The organism is Streptomyces sp. ADI96-02, from assembly GCF_003846185.1.
In the GTDB taxonomy this organism is placed as follows: Bacteria; Actinomycetota; Actinomycetes; order Streptomycetales; family Streptomycetaceae; genus Streptomyces.
On sequence record NZ_ML123034.1, the window covers coordinates 6,078,899 to 6,103,984 of the forward strand.

23 protein-coding genes are annotated in these 25,086 nt (G+C 72.4%); 19 read left to right on the plus strand and 4 right to left on the minus strand.

All coding sequences use genetic code 11. The features are described 5' to 3' along the window. Positions 1-528 precede the first annotated feature (528 nt). The 17 genes from EES43_RS26605 to EES43_RS26685 all read left to right on the plus strand — a co-directional run bounded on the left by EES43_RS26605 (position 529) and on the right by EES43_RS26685 (position 17,349). A complete protein-coding gene (locus EES43_RS26605; protein WP_124271094.1) occupies positions 529-1,515 on the plus strand; it encodes an ABC transporter ATP-binding protein in 987 nt (328 codons plus the stop codon). Further along, on the plus strand, positions 1,512-2,384 hold the full coding sequence (locus EES43_RS26610; RefSeq protein WP_124271095.1) for an MlaE family ABC transporter permease: 873 nt from the start codon (positions 1,512-1,514) through the stop codon (positions 2,382-2,384). The genes EES43_RS26605 and EES43_RS26610 overlap by 4 nt, the downstream gene beginning before the upstream one ends. 3 nt (positions 2,385-2,387) lie before the next feature. Further along, positions 2,388-3,191, plus strand: coding sequence for an MlaE family ABC transporter permease (locus EES43_RS26615; RefSeq protein WP_124271096.1), 804 nt, complete (start codon positions 2,388-2,390; stop codon positions 3,189-3,191). After that, complete coding sequence (locus EES43_RS26620) at positions 3,191-4,471, plus strand: MCE family protein (RefSeq protein ID WP_124271097.1); 1,281 nt, start codon at positions 3,191-3,193, stop codon at positions 4,469-4,471. Before EES43_RS26615 ends, EES43_RS26620 begins: the two co-directional genes overlap by 1 nt. Beyond that, positions 4,468-5,499: an MCE family protein gene (locus EES43_RS26625; RefSeq protein WP_124271098.1), complete on the plus strand. Its 1,032-nt coding sequence runs from the start codon at positions 4,468-4,470 to the stop codon at positions 5,497-5,499. The genes EES43_RS26620 and EES43_RS26625 overlap by 4 nt, the downstream gene beginning before the upstream one ends. Further along, positions 5,496-6,512: an MCE family protein gene (locus EES43_RS26630; protein WP_124271099.1), complete on the plus strand. Its 1,017-nt coding sequence runs from the start codon at positions 5,496-5,498 to the stop codon at positions 6,510-6,512. Before EES43_RS26625 ends, EES43_RS26630 begins: the two co-directional genes overlap by 4 nt. A 1-nt stretch (position 6,513) precedes the next feature. After that, positions 6,514-7,659: an MCE family protein gene (locus EES43_RS26635; RefSeq protein ID WP_124271100.1), complete on the plus strand. Its 1,146-nt coding sequence runs from the start codon at positions 6,514-6,516 to the stop codon at positions 7,657-7,659. Continuing rightward, positions 7,656-8,822: an MCE family protein gene (locus EES43_RS26640; RefSeq protein WP_124271101.1), complete on the plus strand. Its 1,167-nt coding sequence runs from the start codon at positions 7,656-7,658 to the stop codon at positions 8,820-8,822. The genes EES43_RS26635 and EES43_RS26640 overlap by 4 nt, the downstream gene beginning before the upstream one ends. Further along, positions 8,819-10,072 carry an MCE family protein gene (locus tag EES43_RS26645; protein WP_124271102.1) on the plus strand — a complete coding sequence of 418 codons (1,254 nt, stop codon included), beginning with the start codon at positions 8,819-8,821 and terminating at the stop codon, positions 10,070-10,072. The genes EES43_RS26640 and EES43_RS26645 overlap by 4 nt, the downstream gene beginning before the upstream one ends. Beyond that, on the plus strand, positions 10,069-10,590 hold the full coding sequence (locus EES43_RS26650; protein WP_124271103.1) for a hypothetical protein: 522 nt from the start codon (positions 10,069-10,071) through the stop codon (positions 10,588-10,590). The genes EES43_RS26645 and EES43_RS26650 overlap by 4 nt, the downstream gene beginning before the upstream one ends. A gap of 23 nt (positions 10,591-10,613) precedes the next feature. After that, entirely contained in the window at positions 10,614-11,252 is a 639-nt protein-coding gene (locus EES43_RS26655) for a hypothetical protein (protein WP_241192540.1), read from the plus strand. Between the two features lie 65 nt (positions 11,253-11,317). Further along, a complete protein-coding gene (locus EES43_RS26660) occupies positions 11,318-11,848 on the plus strand; it encodes a hypothetical protein (RefSeq protein WP_124271105.1) in 531 nt (176 codons plus the stop codon). Positions 11,849-11,894: 46 nt separating this feature from the next. Then, complete coding sequence (locus EES43_RS26665; RefSeq protein ID WP_124271106.1) at positions 11,895-12,737, plus strand: hypothetical protein; 843 nt, start codon at positions 11,895-11,897, stop codon at positions 12,735-12,737. Between the two features lie 29 nt (positions 12,738-12,766). After that, positions 12,767-14,008, plus strand: coding sequence for a lytic transglycosylase domain-containing protein (locus EES43_RS26670; protein WP_124271107.1), 1,242 nt, complete (start codon positions 12,767-12,769; stop codon positions 14,006-14,008). Between the two features lie 181 nt (positions 14,009-14,189). Further along, a complete protein-coding gene (locus tag EES43_RS26675) occupies positions 14,190-15,851 on the plus strand; it encodes a PP2C family protein-serine/threonine phosphatase (protein ID WP_124271108.1) in 1,662 nt (553 codons plus the stop codon). Further along, complete coding sequence (locus EES43_RS26680) at positions 15,848-16,939, plus strand: cobalamin B12-binding domain-containing protein (RefSeq protein WP_124271109.1); 1,092 nt, start codon at positions 15,848-15,850, stop codon at positions 16,937-16,939. The genes EES43_RS26675 and EES43_RS26680 overlap by 4 nt, the downstream gene beginning before the upstream one ends. Then, on the plus strand, positions 16,936-17,349 hold the full coding sequence (locus EES43_RS26685) for an STAS domain-containing protein (protein WP_124271110.1): 414 nt from the start codon (positions 16,936-16,938) through the stop codon (positions 17,347-17,349). The genes EES43_RS26680 and EES43_RS26685 overlap by 4 nt, the downstream gene beginning before the upstream one ends. 27 nt (positions 17,350-17,376) lie before the next feature. Here the strand turns inward: EES43_RS26685 and EES43_RS26690 are convergent, their stop codons facing one another. The 3 genes from EES43_RS26690 to EES43_RS26700 all read right to left on the minus strand — a co-directional run bounded on the left by EES43_RS26690 (position 17,377) and on the right by EES43_RS26700 (position 20,659). Then, positions 17,377-17,841, minus strand: coding sequence for an ATP-binding protein (locus tag EES43_RS26690; RefSeq protein WP_241192541.1), 465 nt, complete (start codon positions 17,839-17,841; stop codon positions 17,377-17,379). A gap of 612 nt (positions 17,842-18,453) precedes the next feature. Further along, a complete protein-coding gene (gene ppk2, locus EES43_RS26695; protein WP_124271111.1) occupies positions 18,454-19,419 on the minus strand; it encodes a polyphosphate kinase 2 in 966 nt (321 codons plus the stop codon). 178 nt (positions 19,420-19,597) lie between these two features. Next, on the minus strand, positions 19,598-20,659 hold the full coding sequence (locus EES43_RS26700; RefSeq protein ID WP_124271112.1) for an ATP-dependent DNA ligase: 1,062 nt from the start codon (positions 20,657-20,659) through the stop codon (positions 19,598-19,600). Between the two features lie 76 nt (positions 20,660-20,735). Between EES43_RS26700 and ligD the strand changes: the two genes are divergently transcribed. Continuing rightward, entirely contained in the window at positions 20,736-21,761 is a 1,026-nt protein-coding gene (gene ligD, locus EES43_RS26705; RefSeq protein ID WP_241192542.1) for a non-homologous end-joining DNA ligase, read from the plus strand. Continuing rightward, positions 21,758-22,837 (plus strand): ABC transporter permease, encoded by a 1,080-nt coding sequence (locus EES43_RS26710; protein WP_124271113.1) that lies wholly within the window; start codon positions 21,758-21,760, stop codon positions 22,835-22,837. The genes ligD and EES43_RS26710 overlap by 4 nt, the downstream gene beginning before the upstream one ends. A 13-nt stretch (positions 22,838-22,850) precedes the next feature. On the opposite strand, the gene EES43_RS26715 is transcribed toward EES43_RS26710, so the two are convergent. Then, positions 22,851-25,079, minus strand: coding sequence for an OmpL47-type beta-barrel domain-containing protein (locus EES43_RS26715; RefSeq protein WP_124271114.1), 2,229 nt, complete (start codon positions 25,077-25,079; stop codon positions 22,851-22,853). Positions 25,080-25,086: the final 7 nt, after the last annotated feature.

Sequence of the window (25,086 nt, forward strand, 5' to 3'; positions counted from 1 at the left end):
GGGCGGCCCCGCCGAACGACGCCCCGGCCCCTCCAGCGTCCTCCGCCCGCGCCGGAACTCCTCACCGATCAACAGGTTTGGAAGCGCGCCTACTCATCGGACAACAAGAATGCAAAGCCGCGGAGTTACGCCGCAGAAAATTCCGTAACCAGTATTGCGAAGTCAGGTTACCGACCCGTAGCGTCCCGGTTGAACGGCTTGATTACCCCTCTGCACCTGCTGGTTCGCGGTGTGAACCCGCTTGTCCGGCGCGTGGGCGCCCCGTGGCGGCCCCGTCCGGAACAGGCCCGCCGGCGGAGCGCTTGCGCACGTTTCGACAAAGACAGGAAACAATTTTGTCATCCAGTGACAAGTGATCCGCCCGCCGTACCGCGATCGTCGATTCCCGCTGCTCAACGGCTTGCCCTGGCGGTTTCGACGGACATAGCGTGCGCCCCCTGGTGCACGTGTGGCGAGCCGCCATCGGATTCACCCAGAGCCGGAGTGCCGACAGATGACCATGTTCACCACCACTTCGAAGGAGGGCCGATGGGGATCGAAGTAGTCGTCGAGGGCCTGACGAAGTCCTTCGGCAAACAGAACATCTGGCAGGACGTCAGTCTCACCCTGCCCGCCGGTGAAGTGAGTGTCATGCTCGGTCCTTCCGGAACAGGAAAGACCGTCTTCCTGAAATCCATCATCGGACTGCTCAAACCGGAGCAGGGCCGCGTGCTCATCAACGGCGTCGACATGGTCAACAGCCCCGAGCGCGAGATCATGGAGACGCGGAAGCTGTTCGGCCTCATGTTCCAGGACGGAGCCCTCTTCGGCTCGATGTCCCTCTTCGACAACATCGCCTTCCCGCTGCGCGAACACACCCGCAAGAAGGAATCCGAGATCCGCCGCATCGTCATGGAGCGGATCGACATCGTCGGTCTGCTCGGCGCCGAGGGCAAGCTGCCGGGCGAGATATCCGGCGGCATGCGCAAGCGCGCCGGCCTGGCCCGCGCCCTGGTCCTGGACCCGCAGATCATCCTCTGCGACGAGCCGGACTCCGGACTCGACCCGGTCCGCACCGCCTACCTCTCGCAGCTCCTGATCGACCTCAACGCGCAGATCGACGCGACGATGCTCATCGTCACCCACAACCTCGACATCGCGGCGACCGTGCCCGACAACATGGGCATGCTGTTCTGCCGCAACCTCGTCACCTTCGGCCCCCGCGAGGTGCTGCTCACCAGCGACACGCCCGTCGTCTCCCAGTTCCTCGCCGGACGCCGGGAGGGACCCATCGGGATGTCCGAGGAGAAGGACGCCGCCACCCTCGCCGCCGAGCAGCTGAACGGGAACACCGCCCTTACCGCCGCGCCCCGGTCCGTCGTGCCGCAACTGGAGCCCTCGCCCGGCATGCCCGTACGCCAGGGCGCGCTGCGCCGCCGCGAGCGGGTGATGGCGATGATGGGCCAGCTGCCGGAGGCCGCCCGTACCGCGATCCTCCACAGCTACACCCCCGCCGCGGAAGGGGCGCACCGGTGACCGCACCCGTGCCGGTGCGGCCCCCCGAGCCGCCCGAGGACGCCCCGCCGCCGAAGGACGCCGCCCCGAAGACCGCTCCCGCACCCGGGCAGCGGCGGGAGAGCCGGCTGCTCGCCCCGCTCCGCGAGACCGGCAAGCTCTTCGCGCTGGGCATCGAGGTCGGCCGGGCCGTCTTCCGCCGGCCCTTCCAGTTCCGCGAGTTCGTCGAGCAGTTCTGGTTCGTCGCCAGCGTCACCATCCTGCCCGCCGCCCTCGTCTCCATCCCCTTCGGCGCGGTCATCGCCCTCCAGGTCGGCTCGCTCACCCAGCAGCTCGGCGCCCAGTCCTTCACCGGCGGCGCCAGCGTCCTCGCGGTGATCCAGCAGGCCAGCCCGATCATCGTGGCCCTGCTCATCTCCGGCGCCGCCGGCTCCGCGATCTGCGCCGACCTCGGCTCGCGCAAGATCCGCGAAGAGCTCGACGCCATGGAGGTCATGGGGGTCTCACCGATCCAGCGCCTGGTCGTCCCGCGCGTCCTGGCCACCATGCTCGTCGCCGTCCTGCTGAACGGCCTGATCTCCGTGGTCGGCACGCTCGGCGGCTACTTCTTCAACGTGATCATGCAGGACGGCACCCCGGGCGCGTACCTCGCGAGCTTCTCCGCCCTCGCCCAGCTCCCCGACCTGTACATCAGCGAGTTCAAGGCCCTGATCTTCGGCTTCATCGCCGGCATCGTCGCCGCCTACCGCGGCCTCAACCCGCGCGGCGGTCCCAAGGGCGTCGGCGACGCGGTCAACCAGTCCGTCGTCATCACCTTCATGCTGCTGTTCTTCGTGAACATGGTCCTCACGGCGATCTACCTCCAGATCGTCCCCGCGAAGGGGAGCTGACCGATGGCGATGCTCAGCTGGCTCGACAGATCGGGCGACCAGCTCACCTTCTACGTCAAGGCCCTGGTCTGGATTCCGCGGACCCTGCGCCGCTACCTCCGGGAGGTGCAGCGGCTGCTCGCCGAGGTGGCCTTCGGCAGCGGCGGACTCGGCGTCATCGGCGGCACCATCGGCGTGATGGTCGCGATGACCCTGTTCACCGGCACGGTCGTCGGCCTCCAGGGGTACGCGGCCCTCGACCAGATCGGCACCTCGGCCTTCACCGGGTTCATCTCGGCCTACTTCAACACCCGGGAGATCGCCCCGCTGGTCGCCGGCCTCGCCCTCTCCGCCACCGTCGGCGCGGGCTTCACCGCCCAGCTCGGCGCGATGCGGATCAACGAGGAGGTCGACGCCCTCGAAGCGATGGGCGTACGGTCCATGCCCTACCTCGTCACGACCCGGATCATCGCCGGCGTCGTCGCGATCATCCCGCTCTACGCGATCGGGCTGCTCTCCTCGTACATCGCCTCCCGCTACATCACCATCTACTTCAACGGGCAGTCGGCCGGCACCTACGACCACTACTTCGACCTCTTCCTCTCACCGGACGACGTCCTGCTGTCGGTGCTCAAGGTGCTCATCTTCAGCGTGCTCGTCATCCTGGCCCACTGCTACTACGGCTTCCACGCCACCGGCGGACCCGCCGGAGTGGGCGTGGCCGTCGGCCGGTCGGTGCGCAACGCGATCGTGCTCATCAGCGTCACCGACTTCTTCCTCTCCCTCGCCATCTGGGGCGCCACGACGACCGTGAAGGTGGCCGGCTGATGAGTCCACGCGCCGCCCGCACCGTCCGCCGCCGCCTCGCCGGCGTCACCTTCCTGCTGGTCCCCGCCGTCCTGGTGTGGGTCTCGGTCTCGGTGTACGAGAAGGACTTCACCGACGACGCCACCGTCACCGTCGAAACCGGTTCCGTCGGCAACGAGATGCACGACAACGCCGACGTGAAGCTGCGCGGCGTCGTCATCGGACAGGTGCGCTCCATCGCCACCGACGGCGAGGGAGCCCGGCTGACCCTGGCCATCGACCCGGACAAGCTCGGCCGCGTCCCGGCCGACGTCACCGCGCAGATGCTGCCCACCACACTCTTCGGCGAGCGGTTCGTCGCCCTGGTGCCGCCCCGCGTGCCCTCCGAGCGGACGCTCAGCGCCGGAGCGGTGATCCCGCAGGACCGCTCCAGCAACGCCATCGAGCTGGAACAGGTCCTCGACAACGTCCTGCCGCTGCTGACCGCCGTCAAGCCCGAGAAGCTCTCCGCCACCCTGACCGCCGTCTCCCAGGCCCTGGCGGGACGCGGCGAGAAGCTCGGCGACACCCTCGTCACGCTCGACGCGCACCTGAAGAAGTTCAACCCCCAACTCCCCACGCTCAACGCCGACATCAAGGAGCTCGTCAAGGTCAGCACGCTCTACGCCGATGCCGCGCCCGACGTGCTCGACGCGCTGACCGACGCGACCACCACCAGCTCGACCATCGCCGAGGAGGAGGCCCGGCTCGCCGGGCTGTACGGCACCACGACCGCCTCGGCCCAGGACGTCACCTCCTTCCTCCGCGAGAACAAGGAGAACCTGATCCGGCTCTCCGCCGCCGGCCGCCCCTCGCTCGAACTGCTCGGCGAGTACGCCGCGTCCTTCCCCTGCACCCTGCGCACCCTGGCCGGATTCGTGCCCGCCATGGACAAGGCCCTGGGCAAGGGAACCGACCGGCCTGGACTGCACGTCGCGGTCAAGTCCGTGCCGTCCAAGGGGAAGTACGTCCCTGGCCGGGACACTCCGGTCTACCGCGCCGGCGGCGGACCGCACTGCTACTCGGTGCCCTACGTCGGCAAGCACGCGCCGACCGCGGACACGCGCCGGGCCCAGGACGTCACCGACCGCACCGACGACGGCCGGGACACCGCGCTCGGCCTGCCCAACTCGCCCCAGGAGTCTCAGCTCGTCAACGAGCTGGTCGCCCCGTCACTGAACGTGCAGCCGCAGACCCTGCCCGACTGGAGCAGCGTGCTCATCGGTCCGGCCTTCCGCGGTGCGGAGGTGAAGCTCAAGTGAAACGCCGCTCCCTCGCGGGACCGCTCACCAAATCCCTCGTCTTCATCCTGGTGACGGTCCTCGCCACCACCGTCCTCGGCCTGTCCATCGCCAACACCGGGGTGGGGGACACCGTCACCTACAAGGCGCGGTTCTCCGACGCCACCGGCCTCATCCCCGGCGACAGCGTCCGGATCGCCGGAGTGAAGGTCGGCCAGGTCGAGTCCGTCGCGGTCGCCGACCGCAGGGTCGCCGAGGTCTCCTTCGCCGTACGCAGGGGGCGCGCGCTGCCGGCGTCCGTGACGGCGTCCATCAAGTACCTCAACATGGTCGGCCAGCGCTACGTGGACCTCGGACGCGGCGTCGGACCGGTCGGCCGGACCTTCGCCGCCGGCGACACCATCCCGCTCTCCCGCACCACCCCGGCCCTCGACCTGACCCAGCTCTTCAACGGCTTCCAGCCGCTGTTCGAAGGGCTGTCCCCGCCGGACGTCAACCAGCTCGCCGGCTCCATCGTCCAGGTCCTCCAGGGCGAGGGCGGCACCGTCGACAGCATCCTCCAGCACGTCGGCTCCCTGACCGGCACCATCGCCGCGAAGGACCGGGTGATCGGCGAGGTGATCAAGAACCTCAACACCGTCCTCAAGACGGTCAACGACCGCGAGGAGGGCTTCGACGACCTCGTGGTCACCCTCCAGCAGCTCGTCACCGGCTTCTCCGCCGACCGCAAGCCGCTCGGCGAGGCCGTGACGGCGATGGGCGCCCTGACCACGGTCACCGCCGACCTCTTCCAGGACGGCCGCGCGCCGCTCAAGGACGACATCCGCCACCTCGGCCGCCTCAGCGACCAACTGGGCCGCAACACCCCGCAGATCGAGAACTTCCTCCAGCGGACCCCGGCCAAGATGGAGGCGATCGGCCGCCTCGCCTCCTACGGCTCGTGGTTCAACCTCTACCTGTGCGAAGCCCGGGTCAGCGGAGTGGCCACCGACGACGGCAGCGCACCTCCCACCGGCATCGCGATCACCCAACCGAGGTGCCAGGCATGAGCATCACGCCCATCCGGGAACGCAACCCGGTCTCCGTCAGCATCGTCGGACTCCTCGTCCTGACCCTCCTCGGCCTCGCCGCCTGGCGCGCCGACTCGCTGCCCTTCGTCGGCGGCGGCACCTCCTACAGCGCCGACTTCACCGAGTCCGCCGGGCTCACCGACGGGGACGAGGTGCGGATCGCCGGGGTGAAGGTCGGCGAGGTCACCGGCGTCGCGCTCGACGGACCCAAGGTGCGCGTCGACTTCACCGTCCAGGACGCCTGGATCGGCAACGCCTCCACCGTGGGCATCGCCGTCAAGACGCTCCTCGGCGAGAAGTACCTCGCCGTCGACCCGCTCGGCAACGCCGCCCAGGACCCCGGCTCCCGCATCGCCGCCGGCCGCACCACCTCCCCGTACGACGTCACGCAGGCGTTCAACGGGCTGGGCGAGACCATCGGGGAGATCGACACCGCGCAGCTCGCCAAGAGCTTCGAGACGATCTCCGCCACCTTCAAGGACTCCCCGCCCGACGTGCGCAGCGCCGCGGAAGGGCTCTCGGCCCTCTCGCGCACCGTCTCCCGGCGCGACGCCGAACTGGCCACGCTGCTCCAGGGCAGCAAGCGCCTCAGCCGGACCCTGGCCGGCCGGAAGAGCAGCTTCGAGACCCTGCTGGAGGACGGCAACCTGCTGCTCGCCGAGATCCAGGCCCGCCGCGACGCGATCCACCTGCTGCTCACCGGCACCCGCGACCTCGGCGCTCAGCTCACCGGACTCGTCGAGGACAACGAGAAGCAGCTGAGGCCGACGCTCGACTCCCTCGGCCGGGTCACCGCCGTCCTCGTGAAGAACCGCAAGAGCCTCGACAAGGTCCTCGCCATGACCGGCGCCTACAGCCGGCTCGTCGGCAACACCCTCGGCAACGGCCGCTGGTTCGACACGTACGCCTGCGGGGTGGTCCCGAGGAACTACCTCCCCGCCGGGACTCCGCCGGCGACCGGATGCATGCCACCGAAGCAAGGCGGCCGATGACATGAGACTCACGCGCATCACCGGCATCGGAGCCGGACTCGCGGTCGTCGCCGTGACGGCCACCACCGGAGTGATGTCCCTCGCCGAGGACGGGCGGACCACCGTCACCGCCTACTTCGACCGGGCCACCGGCGTCTACGCCGGATCCGACCTCCGCGTCCTCGGCGTGAAGGTCGGCGAGGTCCGGTCCGTCGAACCGCGCGGAGACCGGGTCGCGGTGGTCCTGAGCCTCGACGAGGGCGTCAAGGTCCCCGCGGACGCCCACGCGGTCGTCGTGGCCCCCAGCATCGTCGCCGACCGGTACGTCCAGCTCGCCCCCGCCTACGAGAGCGGACCGCTCCTGGCCGACGACGCCGTCCTGCCCGCCGCCCGCAACGCCACCCCCGTCGAGGTCGACCAGCTCTACGCGTCGATCACCGAACTCTCCAGGGCGCTCGGCCCGGACGGGGCCAACGCCGACGGGGCGCTCGCCGCCCTCCTGGACACCGGGGCGAAGAACCTCGACGGCAACGGAAAGGCCATCGGGGACTCCATCGAGCAGTTCGGCAAGGCGACCAAGACGCTCGACGACAGCAGCGACGACCTCTTCGGCACCCTGAAGTACCTCCAGTCCTTCACCACCATGCTCAAGGACAACGACAGCGACGTCCGCGCCGCCGAGCAGCAGCTCAACTCCGTCACCGGCTTCCTCGCCGACGACAAGAAGAACCTCAGCGCCGCACTCAGGGAGCTGGGCGTCGCCCTCGGCCGGGTCAAGACGTTCATCGCCGAGAACCGCGGCGCGCTGAAGAAGAACGTCGAGGCCCTGGTGCCCGTCACCCAGGCCCTCGCCGACCAGCGGGCCTCCATCGCCGAGGCGATGGACACCCTGCCGCTCGCCGCGGGCAACGTCCTCAACGCCTACGACCCCGCCAACCGGACCCTCAACGGCCGGGCCAACCTCAACGAACTGTCCATGGGCGGGCCCCTCGTGGAGCCCGACGCGGGCTCCGGCCCCGCCGGCCTCGGCGGACTCGCGCCGGTCGACGCCACCCGGCGCAAGGCCCTGCCCGTCCTGCCGCTGCCCGAGATCGGCACGGTCTTCGGCACCCCGGAGAAGCAGAGCGCGAGCCGGGGCCCGGCCCGCAAGAAGGGGGCGGAACGATGAGCCGCACACCGCGCGAGAGAGCTGCCCGCACGGCCGCGGGGGCCGCCGCCCTGCTCGCCGCCGGAGCGCTGATCGCCCTGGTCGCGGTCCGCCCCGACGGACCGGTCTTCACCGGCATCGAACAGATCCCGCTGCCGGGCGGAGCCGACCTCGGCGACCACCCGTACGAGATCACCGCCGACTTCGGCGACGTCCTCAGCCTGGCGCCGCAGTCCTCGGTCAAGGTCAACGACGTCTCCGTCGGCCGCGTCACCCGCATCGACCTCGCCCCGGACGGCTGGCGCGCCCGCGTCACCATGCGGGTCAACGGAGACATCGACCTCCCCGCCAACGCCCACGCCCGCCTCGAACAGTCCAGCCTCCTGGGCGAGAAGTTCGTCCAGCTCACCCCGCCCGCCCAGGGCACGGCCCGCGGCTCCCTCGCGGACGGCGACCGCATCCCGTACGTCCGCACCAACCGCAACCCGGAGGTCGAGGAGGTCTTCGGCGCCCTGTCCATGGTCCTCAACGGGGGCGGCGTCGACCAGCTCAGGACCATCACGACCGAGCTGAACAAGGCACTGGCCGGGCAGGAGCCGCAGGTCCGCTCGATGCTCGACCGGGTCGACACGCTCGTCACCGACCTCGACGGCAACCGGGGCGACATCACCCGGGCCCTCGACGGCGTCAACCGGCTCTCGGCCACCCTCGCCACCCGCGAGCAGGACGTCGGAACCGTCCTCACCGGGCTCAGCCCCGGGCTCAAGGTCCTGGAGAAGCAGCGCGGCTCCCTGCTCGCCATGCTGCGCTCGCTCGACACCCTCTCCACGGTGGCCGTCGACACCATCAACCGGAGCAAAGCCGACATGATCGCCGACCTCAAGGCACTCGCCCCGACCCTCAAGGCGCTCGCCGACTCCGGAAAGGACCTCCCCGACTCCCTCCAGGCGCTGCTCACCTACCCCTTCACCGACGAGGTGCTGCGCGGGGTGAAGGGCGACTACCTGAACGTCTACCTGGACGTGACGGCCGCGCCCGGCACCCAGGTCATACCGGCCCTGGTCCCCGACGACCCCGGACTCCCCAAGCCTCCGGCCGAGGGCGCCGCGGCGCGCGGCGCGCTCCCGCTGCCCCTGCCCGGCGTGCCGTCGACCTCGAAGCCCGAGCAGGGGAGCACCCCGTGATCACCCTCGCCATCCGGCTCAAGAACATCGCCTTCCTGGTCATCGCCGTGCTCGTCCTCAGCTACCTGGGCGTGCGCTACGCCGACCTCGGCCACTACGTCGGCCTGCGCAGCTACTACACCGTCACGGTGCGGCTGCCGCAGACCGGCGGGCTCTACACCCACTCCAACGTCACCTACCGGGGCGTCTCCGTGGGCCGGGTCGGCCCCATCGAGCTGACCGGTGACGGCGTCGAGGCCGAACTGCGGATCGAGAAGGACGCCCCGCCCATCCCGGACGGCCTCCAGGCGGTCGTCGCCAACCTCTCGGCGGTCGGCGAGCAGTACGTCGACCTGCGCCCGACCCGCCGTGACGGGCCCTTCCTGGGCGACGGCTCGGTGATCGACGAGGCCGACACCACGCTCCCCGCGCCGCCCACCGACGTCCTCACCAGCGTCAACGACCTGGCCGGCTCGGTCGACCTGGAGAGCCTGCGGACCGTCGTGGAGGAGTTCGGCACCGCCTTCGAAGGCCGCGGGGACGACCTCCAGGTGCTGCTGGACACCGGGAGCGAGTTCGTCGAGGCCGCCGACCGCTCCCTGCCGGTCACCACCCGCCTGATGGCCGACGGCGAGACCGTGCTCCGTACCCAGGCCGAACAGGGCCGGGCGCTCAAGGGGTTCGCCTCCGGAGCGAAGGAACTGGCCGCCGAACTCAAGGGCTCGGACACCGACCTGCGCCGGCTGATCGCCACCACCCCGGACGCCGCCGTGCAGATCAGCGGACTGCTGCGCGACCTCGACCCCGCCTTCGGCGTCGTCGTCGCCAACCTGCTGACCACCTCGGAGGTCGCCGTCACCCGCCAACGCGGCCTGGAGGAACTGCTGGTGAAGCTCCCGGCGGTCGTGGCGGCGGGAGCCAGCGCGGTCGATGAGGACGGCGCCCGGTTCGGCCTGGCCGTCACCTTCTTCGAACCGCTGCCCTGCACGGCCGGCTACGGCGGCACGGCCTACCGCAACGGTCTCGACACCTCGCCCGCGCCCGCCCTGAACACCAAGGCCCGGTGCACGTCGTCGCCGGGCACCGGCGTCAACGTCCGGGGCAGCGCCAACGCCCCGAAGGGCGGCCCGGTTCCGAAGCCCGCCCGGCCCGGCTCGATGCTGCTCGGCGGTACGGGGGACCGGCTTCCCGGGGCGCTCGGCAGCACACCCGGCACCGCGCCCGCCGCGGACGGCATGGCCGGGCTGCTCGGCCTGGGAGGCCGCTCATGACGCCCCGCGTCCAACGGGCGGGCGGCTGGGCCGTCCTCCTCGTCGCGGCACTGGTCTGCGGCCTCGGCGGCTGGTCCTACAGCCAGGCGCACGGCGACCGCGCCCTGTCCTACGCCAAGGCCCGCGACACGGCCCTGGCCGAGGGCCGGCGGCACCTCGCGACGCTGAACAGCCTCGACGGCTCGGACGCCACAGCCGTACGCGGCGGGCTGCGCGCCTGGCGCACCGCCGCCACCGGCCCCTTCCGCGACGAGCTGGCCCGCACGGCGGACGCCGACGCCCGCACCCTGACGACCGCGGGCGACACCGCGCGCGGGAAGGTCACCGCGGCGGCGCTCACCGCACTGGACGAACGCGCCGGTACGGCCGAGCTGATCGCGACCGTGGACGTCGGGGTCACCCCGCGCACCGGCGCGGCCGGCACCCAGCGCAAACGCTTCACGGCCACCCTCGCCCGCACGGCGGACGGCTGGAAGGTCAAGGCGCTCACCGCGATCGGCGCGGGCGGCGGCGGATGAGGGAGCGGGGAGGAACGGCGACGGTGAACGGCACGAACACGGACGCACCCCTACGGACGCGCCCGGCCGAGGACGAACCGGCTCCCGGCACGGAAGCCGACGCCCCTGAGGCGGAGGCTGAGGCGGCGGAGACGGCGACGGAGGCGGCTCGGGGACCCCGGCGGCGCGGATGGCCCCGCCTGCTGGGCGGGCTCCTCGCCGTCGTCCTGCTCGCCGCGGGCGGTGTCCTGTACGCCGAGGGCCGGCAACTGCGCGACACTCCGGCGACGGCGAACCTCGCCCTCACCGACGCGCAGGCGACGGCACGGGTGACGGGGGACGTCAGCAGCGCCCTCGGCAGGATCTTCTCGTACGGGCCCGCGACCACCGCCGCCACCAAGGAGTCGGCGAAACAGGTCCTCGCGGGCCGGGCGCTCGGCCAGTACGCGCGGCTGTTCGGCCAGGTGGAGAAGCAGGCCGCCGACCAGAAGCTGACGCTCACCACCCACGTCGTGCGGGCCGGCGTGACCCGGCTGACCGGTCGCAGCGCCCACCTCCTGGTCTTCCTCGACCAGGTCTACGAGCGCCGGGGCAAGGCCGCCACGACCGCCTCCGCGCAGCTCACGGTGACCGCCGAACTGCGCGACGGCCACTGGCGGATCGTCGAGATCGGCTCCACGTGACAGTCCTGCGGCACGGGCGGGCGCGGCACATCGGTTCGGGTACGGCGGGCACGGAGAGGCAGCACATGGCACGGGTGAGGACGACGAGGAACCCGCTGGTGATCGCGGCGACGGCGCTGACGGTCGTGGCGGCCGGCGCGGCGGGCTGGGGCGGGTGGCAGCGCTACGAGGCAGCGCACGACGACGCCGCCTCCTACGCGCGGGCGCGGGACGACGCGCTGGCGGCGGGCGAGCAGGCGGTGCAGAACATGAACACCCTCGACCACCGCGCTCTGGAGAAGGGGCTGGACAGCTGGGAGGCGTCGACCACCGGCGACCTGCACCGCCAACTCGTCGAGGGACGGGACGCGTTCTCCGAGCAGATCACGTCGGCGAAGACGGTCAGCTCCGCCAAGGTGCTGGCCGGCGCGGTGACCGAACTCGACGAACGGGCGGGCCGGGCCGGGGTGATGGTCGCGCTCCGGGTCACCGTCGCCGCGCCGAAGGGCGAACCGGCGGTGAAGGAGAGCCGGATGCTCGGCACCCTCACCCGGACCGCCGAGGGGTGGAAGCTCAGCGCGCTCGGCCAGGCGCCCGTCGGCAGCACGGCCGGCTGACCCGCCACCCGCCCCGCCCCCGCACCACCACCGAGAGGACCCCGCCATGTCGACGACCCGCCACCTCGTCAACCGCCGCCGCCGGCTCACCACCGCACCACCGCGCTCCGCGTCCGCGACGGAGCCGCAGGACGCGCCTTCGCGGATCGGGGACGCGCCGCAGGCCGGGGACGCGCCTTCGCGGATCGGGGACGCGCCGGAGAAGGCGGGCGGGCCCGGCACGAGCGGCGAGGGCCCGCACCCGGTCGCCGGCTCGGGCGACGAGTCCGTGAACGGCGACGAGGCCGCGCGGGGAGCAGAGGCGGAGGCGGCGGTCGCGGCGGAGGAAGGCAGCCGGGCCGCTTCCGCTTCAGCCGTACGCCGGTTCGCCGCCCGCCTCCGCGTCGGGCTGCCCGCGGTGCTCTGCGTCCTCACCGTCGTCCTCGGGACCTTCGCCGTCTGGGCGTTCACCTCGGCCGCGAGCCTGCGCGGCGAACCGGCCCGGCAGAACACCGCGCTCACCGACATCGCCCGCACCAGCGAGGTGAAGGGCCGCATCAGCGAGGCGGTCGGCGCGGTCTTCTCGTACGACTACGCCTCGCCCGCCCGCTCCGACCGCGCGGCGCGCACGTACCTGACCGGCCGAGCCGTCGAGCAGCACCGGGGGATGCTCGCCGAGGTACGCGCACAGGCGCCGAAGCAGAAGCTCGTGCTCACCACGACGGTGACGGAGAGCGCGGTGGAGTTCCTCGACGGCGACCGGGCGCGCCTGCTGATCTTCGCCGACCAGAGCAACACCCGTACCGGAAAGAACGAGGAGACCACCTACGCGGCGGCGATGTTCGCCGTGGACGCCGTGCACCGCCAGGGCGCCTGGCGCATCGCCGCCATCGACACGTTCACCCGGTGAACGGGACCGCCGGGGAGAGGGGACCACGCATGAGGCTCAACGGCACGGCAGGCCGCAGGCTGGCCGGCACCGTCACGGCGGTCACCGCCATGGCCGCGCTCACCGCCTCCCAGGCGCCCGGGTTCGCCGGGCCCGCTCCCGCGCCGCGCGGGGAGCGGAGCGCCGGGTCCGAGGAGGTCGTGTGGAGCGAGGCGCCGGGCGACGACGCCTACCACACCGAACTCCCGCCCCTGGCGAGCCCGAAGCCGCCCGATCCCGGCCGGGCGGGGGAGAAGCCGTCGTCCCCGGCCGTGTCCCGCGCCTGGTCCGAGGCGGGCATCCCGGCGACCGTGCTCGCCGCCTACCGCCGGGCCGAGGCAGCACTGGACCGGTCCGACGCGGGCTGCCGGCTGCCCTGGCAGCTGCTCGCGGCGATCGGCAAGGTGGAGTCCGGCCAGGCCCGCGGCGGACGGGTCGACGCACGCGGCACGACGCTCAGCCCGATCCTGGGACCCGCGCTCGACGGTGCGGGCTTCGCCCTGATCCGGGACACCGACGGCGGGCGGTACGACGGCGACCGCGCCTTCGACCGCGCCGTCGGCCCCCTGCAGTTCATCCCCTCCACCTGGGCGAACTGGGCCAAGGACGGCAACGGCGACGGCCGCGAGGACCCGAACAACATCTACGACGCGGCGCTCGCCGCCGGGTCCTACCTCTGCGCCGGAGGACGCGACCTGGGCGTCCGCGCCGACCTGGACCGGGCGATCCTCAGCTACAACCGCTCCGACGCCTATCTGCGCACGGTGCTGTCCTGGCTGGAGTTCTACCGCGGGGGCGCCCACCCGGTGGCCGACGGCGAGGGCGTCGTCCCCCGGAGCCCCGGCGCGGGCGGGGACAAGCTGCCCGGCGGGCCGGTCGGCGGGTCCGGCGGCAAGGGCACGCCGGGCAAGGGCGGAGGCGGCGTCGTCGTCGGACCGCAGCCGACCCGGCCGCCCACCTCGCCGACGCCGACCCCGTCGGGGACGCCCGGCCCGAGCCCCCACCCGACGCCCACCGGGCCCGGCCCGAAGCCCACGCCGACCGACCCGGGCCCCACCGGCCCCGGCCCCACACCGAGCCCGACCGACCCCGGTCCCACCGGCCCGGGACCGAGTCCCGATCCCACCGGCCCGGCCTGCCCGACCGGCGGCCCGTCGCCCTCCGGGACGCCGACAGGCGGAACCGAGCAGCCCGGAGACCCCGCCGAGGACCCCTGCGCCCCGGACGAAACCCCCGGCGGCAGCGGAGGATGAGGGGATGGGGTGAAGGTGGCGAGTACATGACGTGAGCCACCTGTGACGCGTGGCACTCGCACGGCGGACGCACGGGAGGCCGGGTTGCCAAGCGGGGGTCGACTCCGCGATGTTTGCCCCAGGGAAAGAGTTCGTCGTCCAGTTGGAAGGTGGTGCGACTCGCCGCAGGCGGGTCCCCCCCATGGCTTCACCCAAGGCAGAGGCAGCCCCGTACAACGAACCGCGATCCGCCGCGACCGCCTGGCACCGGGCGCCCCACGCGGTGATAGCGGTCGACCCGGCCGGCGCCGTTGTCGAGGCCAACGCCGCCGCCGGCTCTCTCGCCGGGGTGAGGGTCGGGGCGCGGCTGCCCGACGCCCTGTCCTGGCTGGCCGACGCGACCACGGAGGTGGCCGCCGAGCCCGTACGCCAGGGCGGTGCGTCACCTCCCGCCGTCACCGGGGACTTCCACTCCGGCCGCTTCGAGGCCCATCCCACCCGGTGCGCCGACGGCAACGTGCTGTGGTGGCTCGTCGACCACACCGCCCGGCGGGCGGCGGAGGAGGCGCTGGCCACCGAACAGGAACGCACCCGGTTCCTCGCGGAGGCGTCGAACGTCCTGCTGGCCTCGCTCAACACGGAGCGGTGCATGGCCGCCACTGCCCGGCTCGCCGCCGAATACCTCGCCGACGCCGTCGTCGTGGTGGCTCCGCCGGCCGGCCGGCAGCTGCGCCTCACCCGGGCCCTCGCGGGCGGCGAGGCCACCCAGCACCTGGTGGCGGCCGACCCGTCGCTCGTACCCGGCCTCACCGAAGCCCTCAAGGGCTTCCCGCCGGTCCCCTCGCGGTGGATCGACCCGGCAGCCCTCCCGGACTGGCTGCTGCCCGAGGACTTCACCGGAACGGTCGGATCGGTGGTCATCACCCCGCTCCCCGGCCACGGCGTGCCCGCCGGAGCGCTCGTCCTGCTGCGCCGAAACTCCCGTACGGAGTTCAGCGCCAACGAGGAGACGTTCGCCCGGCTCTTCGCCGCCCGCGCCGGCGCCGCCCTGTCGGCGGCCCGCCTCTACGCCGAACAGCACAGCATCACGCAGACCCTGATGCGCGACCTGCTGCCGCCCCGTCTCCACCGCGTGAACGGGGTGGAGTTCGCCGGCGGCTACCGCCCCTCCGACGAGGGCGAACGGGTGGGCGGCGACTTCTACGACGTCCACCCCGGCGCCACGAAGGACGAGCCCTCCCTCGTGGTGCTCGGGGACGTCTGCGGCAAGGGGCTGGAGGCCGCGGTCCTCACCGGCAAGATCCGCAACACCCTCCAGGCGCTGATGCCGATGGCCGACGACCACGAACGGGTGCTGGGACTGCTCAACGGGGCGCTCCTGAACACCCACAACACCCGCTTCGCCACCCTCGTCCTGGCCTCGGTGCTGCGGCAGGGCAACCAGGTGCACCTGCGGCTCACCTCGGCCGGCCATCCCGTGCCGCTGGTGGTGCGCGGCGACGGCCGGGTGGAGGAGGTGCCCACCCGCGGCAGCCTGGTCGGGGCTCTGGACGACATCCAGGCCCGGACCGTCGAGACGGTGCTGCTGCCGGGCGACACCTGCCTGCTGTACACCGACGGGATCACCGAGGCGCGCGGCGGACCGCTCGGCGACGAACTCTTCGGCGAGGAGCGGCTGAAGCGCGGCCTCGGCGACTGCGGAGGCATGCCCGGCGAGGCCGTCGTGGAGCACATCCAGATGCTGGCGTCGCACTGGCTCCAGGACGCGGGCCACGACGATCTGGCCCTGGTCGCGATCACGGCCCCGCCCACCACCCATCTGAGTGCGGTGAACGGGCACACACGGGGCAGGTACACGGGATGACCTCCGCACCGACCGTCACCGACCTCCCGACGCTCCGCGACCGCCTGTGGGCGGCGGTCACCGGCCGGGACGAGTACGCGGCGGCGGATCTGGTGATGTCCGCCCTGGACGGCGGGGTGACCCCGGAAACGGTCCTGCTCGACGTGATCGCCCCCGTCCAGTCGGAGATCGGCCGCGCCTGGGAGGCCGACCGGCTGACCGTCGCGCAGGAGCACGCCGCGACCGCCATCGCCGACCGCGTCATAGCCGCCCTCGCCCACCATCCCGCCCACCGCCCCGAGCGCCACGACGGCCGGATCACCGTCGCCTGCGTGGACCGGGAGTGGCACGTCCTGCCGGCCCGGCTGCTCGCCGAGGTGCTGACCCTGCGGGGCTGGCAGGTCGACTTCCTCGGCGCACAGGTGCCGACGCCGCACCTCGTGGCGCACCTGCACCACTCCGGCGCGGACGCGGTGGCCCTCTCCTCCTCCATCAGCGCCCGGCTGCCCGCGGCGCACACGGCCATCACGGCGTGCCAGGCGATCGGCGTGCCCGTCCTCGCCGGCGGCGCGGCGTTCGGCCCGGACGGACGCTACGCGCGCCTGCTCGGTGCCAACGCCTGGGCGCCGGACGCGCGGGCGGCGGCCCGGCAGCTGGCGGAGGGGATACCCGCCCCCGACCTCGCGACGGGCCGGCTGGAGGTGGACGACCTGCCGCACCTGATGGACCAGGAGTACACGCTCGTCGCCCGCTCCCGGGGCCGCCTCGTCCGGGGAGTGCTGACGCGGCTGGAGACGGACTTCCCGGCCATGGCGCGGTACACCGGCCCGCAGCGGGAGCGCACGGCCGAGGACGTCGCCCACATCGTGGAGTTCCTGGGCGTCGCCCTGTACACCGACAGCGACGACCTGTTCGCCGACTTCATCGCCTGGACCGCGGGTGTGCTGGCCGCCCGGCGGGTCCCCGCCCGATCCCTGCGTCCCGCCCTGGACGCCCTGGACGCCCAGCTCCGGGACTTCCCCCGGGCCCACCGCATCCTCGACCGCGCCAGACGCGATCTGGACGAGTACGTCACATCAGCCGATCAGCCACCCGGAGCCACCGTATGACCGCCCTGCCGCACCAACTCCTCACCGTCACGCCCGAGGTGGGACCGCTCCGGGCCCGCCTGCGTCTCGGCGGAGACCTGGACTACGGGACGAGCGACGAACTCGTACGCCGGGTGAGGGACACGCTGGCCGCGCAGCCTGAGCTGAAGGACCTCCACCTGGACTGCGCCGGGCTGCTCCTGTGCGACTCCATGGGCGTCTCCGCGCTGCTGCAGATCCACCGCGACACCACCGCCCGCCGGGTGCGGCTGCACGTGGAGGACCGGCCCGCCTTCCTGAACCGGATCATGCGCATCACCGGCATCCTGCACCTCTTCGAGGAGGAGGGCGGTCAGCTGCCCGCGCGGGGCGGCACGGACGAGGCGTCCGCCGAGCCCCGGACGTCTCCGGGACCGCCGCCGTCCTTCTGAACCGGGGCCGCCCGGCCGCCGAGGGCCTCAGAAGAGCGGCACGACGGCCACGATGCGTTTGCCGCCCGCCTGCGGCGCCACCGAGAGCCGCGACGTGAGCCGCTGGACCAGCGGCCACCCGTAGCCGCCCTCGCCCGCGACCGCCCCGCTCTCGCGGCGCAGGACGGGCGGGCGCGAGGAGGCGTCGTCGACCACGATCCGCAGCCCGTCGTCGGTGATCCGGGCGGAGAACCCGGTCAGACCGCCGCCGTGCCGCAGCGCGTTGGTCACCAGCTCCGACGTCACCAGCAGGGCGTCCGCCATGACGACGTCGGAGCGCCCCTCCGCGGAGAGTTCGCAGAAGTCGGTGGTCAGCAGCCGCGTGACGATGTCGCGTGCCTCGGCGGCGCTCTTCGGTCCCTCACGCGTCGTCGCCTTCTCCGCCTCGCGCAGAAGGCCGACGTCACGGGCCGGACGGGTCCGGTACGTGTCCGGGGCTGCTTTGCCTGCCATCACCATCACCTGTGCCACGTGCTTTCCCCGCCCTTCGCGCGTGCCCGGCGGATTCGCGTTCCTCATCGGCCGTCGACGAGGCGTGACCCCGTTGGGGAATCACCATCGAAACCACCGCATTCCCGCTGGCACCGCATCCACACGTCCCCGGACCTGTCCGACGGCTTCCGCGCTCGATGGATCAAGGACGGATCGAGGACGAGGGAAAGGCGAATCGAGGTCGAATCGAGGGCTAATGGAGAGGGAATCGGGAGGGAATCGGGAGGGAATCGGGAGGGAATCGACGTCGAGGGCGCGCCGTGTTCATGGGCCGCGAATCACCGCCTGGGAATACGCGCGCGGCGGGTACGGGCACCACCGCCGGGCCCACGGCGTACGGTCCGACGCGCGGCCGGGCGGAATTCACGACGGCGAGCGAAACGGGCGAGGAAAACGAGGGGAGGGGGAGCGAGGCGGGGAAAGCCGGGAAACCGAAAGGGTTTTTCGCGGCGTTCGCGGGAAGTGCGCCGATCTCATGTGCGCCCGGCCCGGCGACCAGGTGAACGCACGTCGGAATTCCGCTCTCCGCTGTCCGTGCGCACCGGCCGCCCGCGCCCGCCCGTCCCCGTCCGGTCATTCCTCCTCGGGATGGTCCCCCGGGCCGTGCACCCGTCGGGCCAGCGGAGTGGGGGAGAGGTCGGTGGGCTCCTCGCCGGGCTCCAGCAGGGTGTCGGCGGGGCCGATGATCAGCGGATCAGGAGCGCCCACGGCGTCCTCGTCCTTGCTGTCGTAGTCGAAGCGCGAGAGGACACTGCGCATCGCCTCCAGCCGGCCGCGCTTCTTGTCGTTGTTCTTCACCACCGTCCACGGCGCGTGCACGGTGTCGGTGGCCCGGAACATGTCGACCTTCGCCGCGGTGTACTCGTCCCACAGGTCCAGCGAGGCGAGGTCGGTGGGGGACAGCTTCCACTGGCGCACCGGGTCCACCTGCCGTATGGCGAACCGGGTGCGCTGCTCGCTGCGGGAGACCGAGAACCAGAACTTCACCAGCAGGACGCCGTCGTCCACCAGCATCCGTTCGAACTGCGGCGCCTGGTCGAGGAAGTGATCGGCCTCCTGAGGCGTGCAGAAGCCCATCACGCGCTCGACGCCCGCCCGGTTGTACCAGGACCGGTCGAAGAAGACGATCTCCCCCGCCGACGGCAGATGCGCCACGTACCGCTGGAAGTACCACTGCCCGGCCTCGCGCTCGGTCGGCTTCTCCAGTGCGACCACGCGCGCGCCGCGGGGGTTGAGGCGTTCGGTGAACCGCTGGATCGTCCCGCCCTTGCCCGCCGCGTCACGCCCCTCGCACACGACCACCAGCCGCTGCCCGTTCTCCTTGACCCAGCGCTGGAGCTTGAGGAGTTCGATCTGCAGCACGCGCTTGCCCCGCTCGTACTCCTTGCGCCGCATCCGCACCTCGTACGGATAGTTCTCGCGCCAGGTGGCGAGCGGCCGGCCCTGCTCGTCGAGCAGCACCGGCTGCTCGGGCCGCCGTCCGTCCACGGTGAGCCCCGTCAGCAGCTCCGCGGGGTCGGTCGTCCCGTCGTCCGTCATCCGGTCAGCCTCTGTTCGTCTCGATGATGGGTATCGGCCGCCGCCGAACCGCGGGGGCCGTGCGGTGCGGCCCCCGCCCGGCGTGGAGCCCGGGGCCGGGCGCGCGGGGCGCACGCCCTGTACCTGCCCCCGGTCCCGGCTCCCATGTCCGGAGGCGGGTGCGGGCCGGGCGACCCGGTCAGCCGCCCGACAGCACCTCGGCCAGATCGTAGGAGACGACCTCCTCCAGCTGCGCGTACGTGCATCCGGCGGGAGTGCGGTCCGGGCGCCACCGCCGGAACTGCGTGGTGTGCCGGAAGCGGTCGCCCTCCATGTGGTCGTACGCCACCTCGCAGACCCGCTCGGGGCGCAGCGGCACCCAGGACTGGTCCTTCCTGCCCGACCAGCGGCTCGGGGCCCCCGGCAGCCGGCCGCCCTCGTGCGCCTCCGCCCGCGCCCAGTCCGCCCAGGGGTGGTCCCCGGTCCCGGAGCGCAGCGGGGCCAGCTCCTCGGCCAGCTCCGCCCGCCGCTTCATCGGGAAGGCCGCGCACACCCCCACGTGCTGGAGCACGCCCCCGGCGTCGTACAGGCCGAGCAGGAGCGAGCCGACGACGGGGCCGCTCTTGTGCTCGCGGTAGCCGGCCACCACGCAGTCGGCGGTCCGCTCGTGCTTGATCTTGTACATCGTGCGGGCGTCCGGCCGGTAGGGCAGGTCCAGCGGCTTGGCCACGATCCCGTCCAGCCCCGCTCCCTCGTACCGCTCGAACCACCGCCGCGCCACCTCCACGTCCGTGGTGGCCGGGGCCAGGTGGACCGGGGGCGCGGCCCCGGCGAGCGCGGCCTCCAGGACCGCGCGCCGGTCCGCCTGGCCGGTGGTCAGCAGCGAGGTCGCGTCGGCCGCCAGGATGTCGAAGGCGACAAAGCGCGCCGGGGTCTGCTCGGCCAGCATCCGGACGCGCGACTCCGCCGGGTGGATGCGCTCGCTGAGCCGGTCGAAGTCGAGCCGGCCGCCGTGTTCGACGACGATCTCGCCGTCGATCACGCAGCGCGGCGGCAGGTTCTCCCGGAGGGCGGTGACCAGCTCCGGGAAGTAGCGGGTCAGCGGCTTCCCGGTGCGGGAGCCGATCACCACCTCGTCGCCGTCGCGGTGCACGATCGCCCGGAAGCCGTCCCACTTCGCCTCGTACTGCATGCCCGGCGGGATCGCGGACACCGACTTGGCGAGCATCGGCTTCACGGGCGGCATCACGGGCAGGTCCATGCCCCGATTCTGGCCCGCGCCCCGCCGCCCGTCTTCCGATATGCGGCATATGTGCGAGCGGCCTACCGTGGCCGTCATGGGAGCAGCGGTGGAGCTGGACGCAGGCGGACGAGCGGTGCGGCTGTCCAATCCGGACAAGGTGTACTTCCCGCGGAAGGGCTACACCAAGAGGGACGTGGCCGACTACTTCCTCGCCGTGGGGGAGGGCGTCACCCGCGCCCTGAACCGCCGGCCGACCACTCTCCAGCGGTTCGTCGACGGAGTGGAGGGAGACTTCTTCTACCAGAAGCGCGCCCCGAAGAACCTCCCCGAATGGATCCCCACCGCGCGCATCACCTTTCCCAGCGGCCGTTCCGCCGACGAGATCTGCCCCACCGAAAGCGCCGCCGTGCTGTGGGCCGCGAACCTCGGCACCCTCACCTTCCACCCCTGGCCGGTCCGCGCCGGCGACACCGACCACCCCGACGAACTCCGCATCGACCTGGACCCGCAGCCCGGCACGGACTACGCGGACGCGGTCGCCGCCGCCCACGAACTGCGCTCGGTCCTGGAGGACCACGGGGTGCGCGGCTGGCCCAAGACCTCCGGCGGACGCGGCATCCACGTCTTCGTGCCCATCGAGCCGGCCTGGACCTTCACCGAGGTGCGGCGCGCCACGATCGCCGCCGGGCGCGAACTGGAACGCCGGATGCCGCGGCGGGTGACGACGGCCTGGTGGAAGGAGGAGCGCGGCGAGCGGATCTTCGTCGACTTCAACCAGACCGCCCGGGACCGGACGATCGCCTCCGCCTACTCCGTACGCCCCTTCCCGCACGCCCCGGTCTCCGCGCCGCTGCGCTGGGAGGAGATCGACGAGGCCGAACCGCACGACTTCGACATCCGCACACTGCCGGTGCGCTACGCCGAACTGGGCGACGTCCACGCCGACATGGACCGGCACGCCTTCCGGCTCGACGCGCTGCTGGAGCTGGCCGACCGGGACGAGCGGGACCGCGGCCTCGGCGACATGCCCTACCCGCCCGAGTACCCGAAGATGCCCGGCGAACCGAAGCGGGTCCAGCCCAGCCGCGCCCGGCACGACGACGACGGCGAGATGGCGTGAGCCACGAGGACGCCCGGCCCCGCCCTCCGCACGGGGCGCACGGGCGGCCCCGTACCCCGCGCGAACGCCGGCAGGCGTACAAGGACTCGCCGTACCTGCCGGCCACCGTCCTGGTGCTGATCGTCGCCGCCGCGGCCGGCCTCTTCGCCGGGTCCTACACCTACGCGATGGCCGACCCCACCCCGCACCGCATCCCGGCCGCGCTGGTCGCCGGGCCCGGCGACCGGGCCACCCAGGTCTTCGCGGCGGGCATGGAGAAGGCCCTGGACACCTCGCTCGAACTGCGGACCTACGCCGACCCGGCGGACGCCCGGCGGGCCCTGGACGAGCAGCGGGCCTTCGCCGTGCTGCGCCCGGCGGGCGGCGGCGTCGAGCTCGACGTGGCGGGCGCGTCCGGCTCAGCGGTGGCCCAACTGCTCGGCGAGGCGGGCCTGAAGGTCGGCGACGCCACCGGAGTGCCGGTCAGGGTCACCGACGTCAAACCGCTCCAGAAGGGCGACCCGCGCGGACTCGCCCTCTTCTACATCTCCCTCGCCGCGGTGATCATGGGCTTCCTCGGCGCCACCCAGCTGAGCATCCACGCCCGCGGGCTCGATCCGGCGGAGCGCGTCGCGTTCACCGCCGCTTACGCGCTGCTCGGCGGCTTCGCCATCGCCGCGATCGTCGACTGGCTGCTCGGCGCCGTCGACCTGCCCTTCGTCCAGTCCTGGCTGATCCTGGCGTTGACCATGTTCACCACCGGCATGGTCTTCACCATGTTCAACACCCTGATGGGCCGCTGGGCGCTGATCCCCACCTGGGGCCTCATGGTGATCATCGGCAACCCGTCCTCGGGCGGGGCCGTGTCCTGGCCGCTGCTGCCCACGGTGCTCGGGCACATCGGGCGGTGGCTCCCGCCGGGCGCCTCGGTCAGCGCCCAGCACACCGCGGTCTACTACCAGGGCCACCAGTTCGTCTTCCCCTACCTGGTCCTGGCCGCCTGGGCGCTGGTCTCCTGCGCGGTCTTCCGGGTGCTGCGCCACCGGGCCCCCGGAGGCCGCGCCCGCACGCCGGAGCACGCGGGCACGCCCTCCTGAGGGCCTGTACGGCCTACAACTCCTTGATCCGGATGTCCCGGTAGGAGATGACGTCCGAGACGCCGTGGACCTGGAGTCCGATGTAACCGGAGGCGAACCGCCGGCCGTCGGTGCCCGGGTCGTCGCCCCGCGGCGGCTCGAAGAGCTGACCGCCCCTGTTGTCGAACGAGTTGATCAGGACGCCGTTGCGGTAGACCTCGTAGCGCTGGTCCACCACCCGGATCTCGTAGTCGTTCCAGGTGCCCTTGGGCGTGACGCCCGCGCCGCCGAGGCCGACCCGGTCGAACCCGTAGAGCGAGCCCGTCTTGTACATGTCGCCGTCCGGCCGGTCGTTGATCTGCACCTCGTGGCCGTACTTGACGGCGACCCACTCCGGACGCGACTCCTCCGGGTGGTCGTGGACCTTCGGGAAGCGGACGAAGACCCCGCCGTTGGCGTTGCCCGCGCCCGGGGCGTCGTCCCGCCACTGGAGCTTCAGCGAGAAGTCGCCGTAGGCGCGGGCCGGGAACCAGAGCATGCCCATGCCGTCCACCGAGGTGGAGCTGGTGATCGAGCCCTCCGCCGCGTTCAGCCCGAACGCGCCGCCGCCCACGTGCTGCCACCTGGCGAGCGAGGCCGCCGTGCCGTCGAAGAGCTTGGTGTAGCCCTCGGACTGGCCCGGCCTGCCGATGCCCGACTGCCGGGCGGCCCGGTCGACCGCCTTGCGCTCGCGCTGGTCGACGACTCCGTCCGTCAGCAGCCTGTCGAGCACCGCCGTCACGTGCTTGAGGAACAGGGCGTGGGAGGACCAGTCCTTCTCGTCCTCGATCAGTTCGTTGACGGTGCAGCGGTTGCGGGTGATCCGGTTCGGGACGCCCGTGTCGACGGTGCCGACGAAGACGGTGTGCCGCTCGTCGAACTCGGCGCAGTTCGGCGCGGGGACCCCGCCGCCCCGGGCGACGGTGAACGACGCCTTTCTCGCCTCGGAGGTGTTGCCCGCCTTGTCCGTGGCCCGGTGGGCGAAGGTGTGGTGGCCGACCCGGTCGACGATCACCGGGGCGGTGTACGCCAGATAGGGCCCGCCGTCGAGGGAGTACTCGACCTTGGACACGCCCGAGTCGTCGTCGGTGGCGCTGACGGCGGCCCTGGCGCTCGTGATGAACGCGCCGTCGGAGTTCTTGTCGCCCTCCAGCTTCAGCGAGGTCTCCGGAGCCGTCCTGTCCTGCGAGGGCGGCTCCACCACGGTGAAGCCGACGGACTTCTCCGCCGCCGTGTTCCCCGAACGGTCGGTGGCCCGGTAGCGGACCGTGTGCTCGCCCACCTCGTGGACCATCACCGGCGCGGTGTACGGCTTCCATCCGCCGTCCGCGCCGAGCGCGTACTCGATGGTGTTGACGCCGGACCCGGTGTCGGACGCGGTGACGGTGACCGTGGCCATCCCCAGGTACGCCCCCGCCGCGTCCCTCTCGCCGGAGACGGTCGCCGAGGTGTCCGGCGGCGTCGTGTCGTCGGTCGGCGGCGCGGCGACCGCGAAGTCGACGGATCTCTCCGGCGCCGCGTTGCCAGCCTTGTCGGTGGCCCGGTAGCGGAGCGTGTGGGAGCCGACCTCGTCGACCACGACCGGTGCCGTGTACGGCTGCCAGGGCCCGTCCCGGCCCAGGGCGTACTCCACGGTGTCCACCCCGGAGCCCGTGTCGGTCGCCGCCACCGTGACGGTGGCCTGGCCGATGTACGCGCCCTCGGCGTTCTTGTCGCCGTCGACCTTCGCCGACGTCTGCGGAGCGTCGGTGTCGTCACCGCCACCGCCCTCGGTGACGGTCAGGATGCCCTGCATCTGGCCGTGGCCGGGAATCGTGCAGTGGTAGAAGTACCGGCCGGGCGACAGCGTCACCTCGACGCTGTGCCTGCCGCCCTGGGCGTCGCCGGGGTTGGCCAGGATGTTCAGCTGGACGTCGTCGTTGAACTCCGGGTCCGACACGCTGAACGTCAGCGTGTGCGGCATGCTCGTCGTGTTGCCGGTCGCCGCGCTGTTCTCGAAGACGATGGTCGCCTTGCCGGCCACCGCCGTCTTCGGGAACGACAGGTAGCGGTCGATCGGGTCGCCCGCGGTCCAGGTGAGGACCTGCTCGGCGGCGGCGTCCGCCGCCGTGTCGTCCTCCCTGCCGTACGCGGCCGTCGAGGTCAGCCCGAGGACCATCAGGAGGGAGGCCAGCAGGGCGGTCCAGAAGGCCCCGGGGCGGCGCCTGCGCCGTGCGGTCGTCATCGTGCGT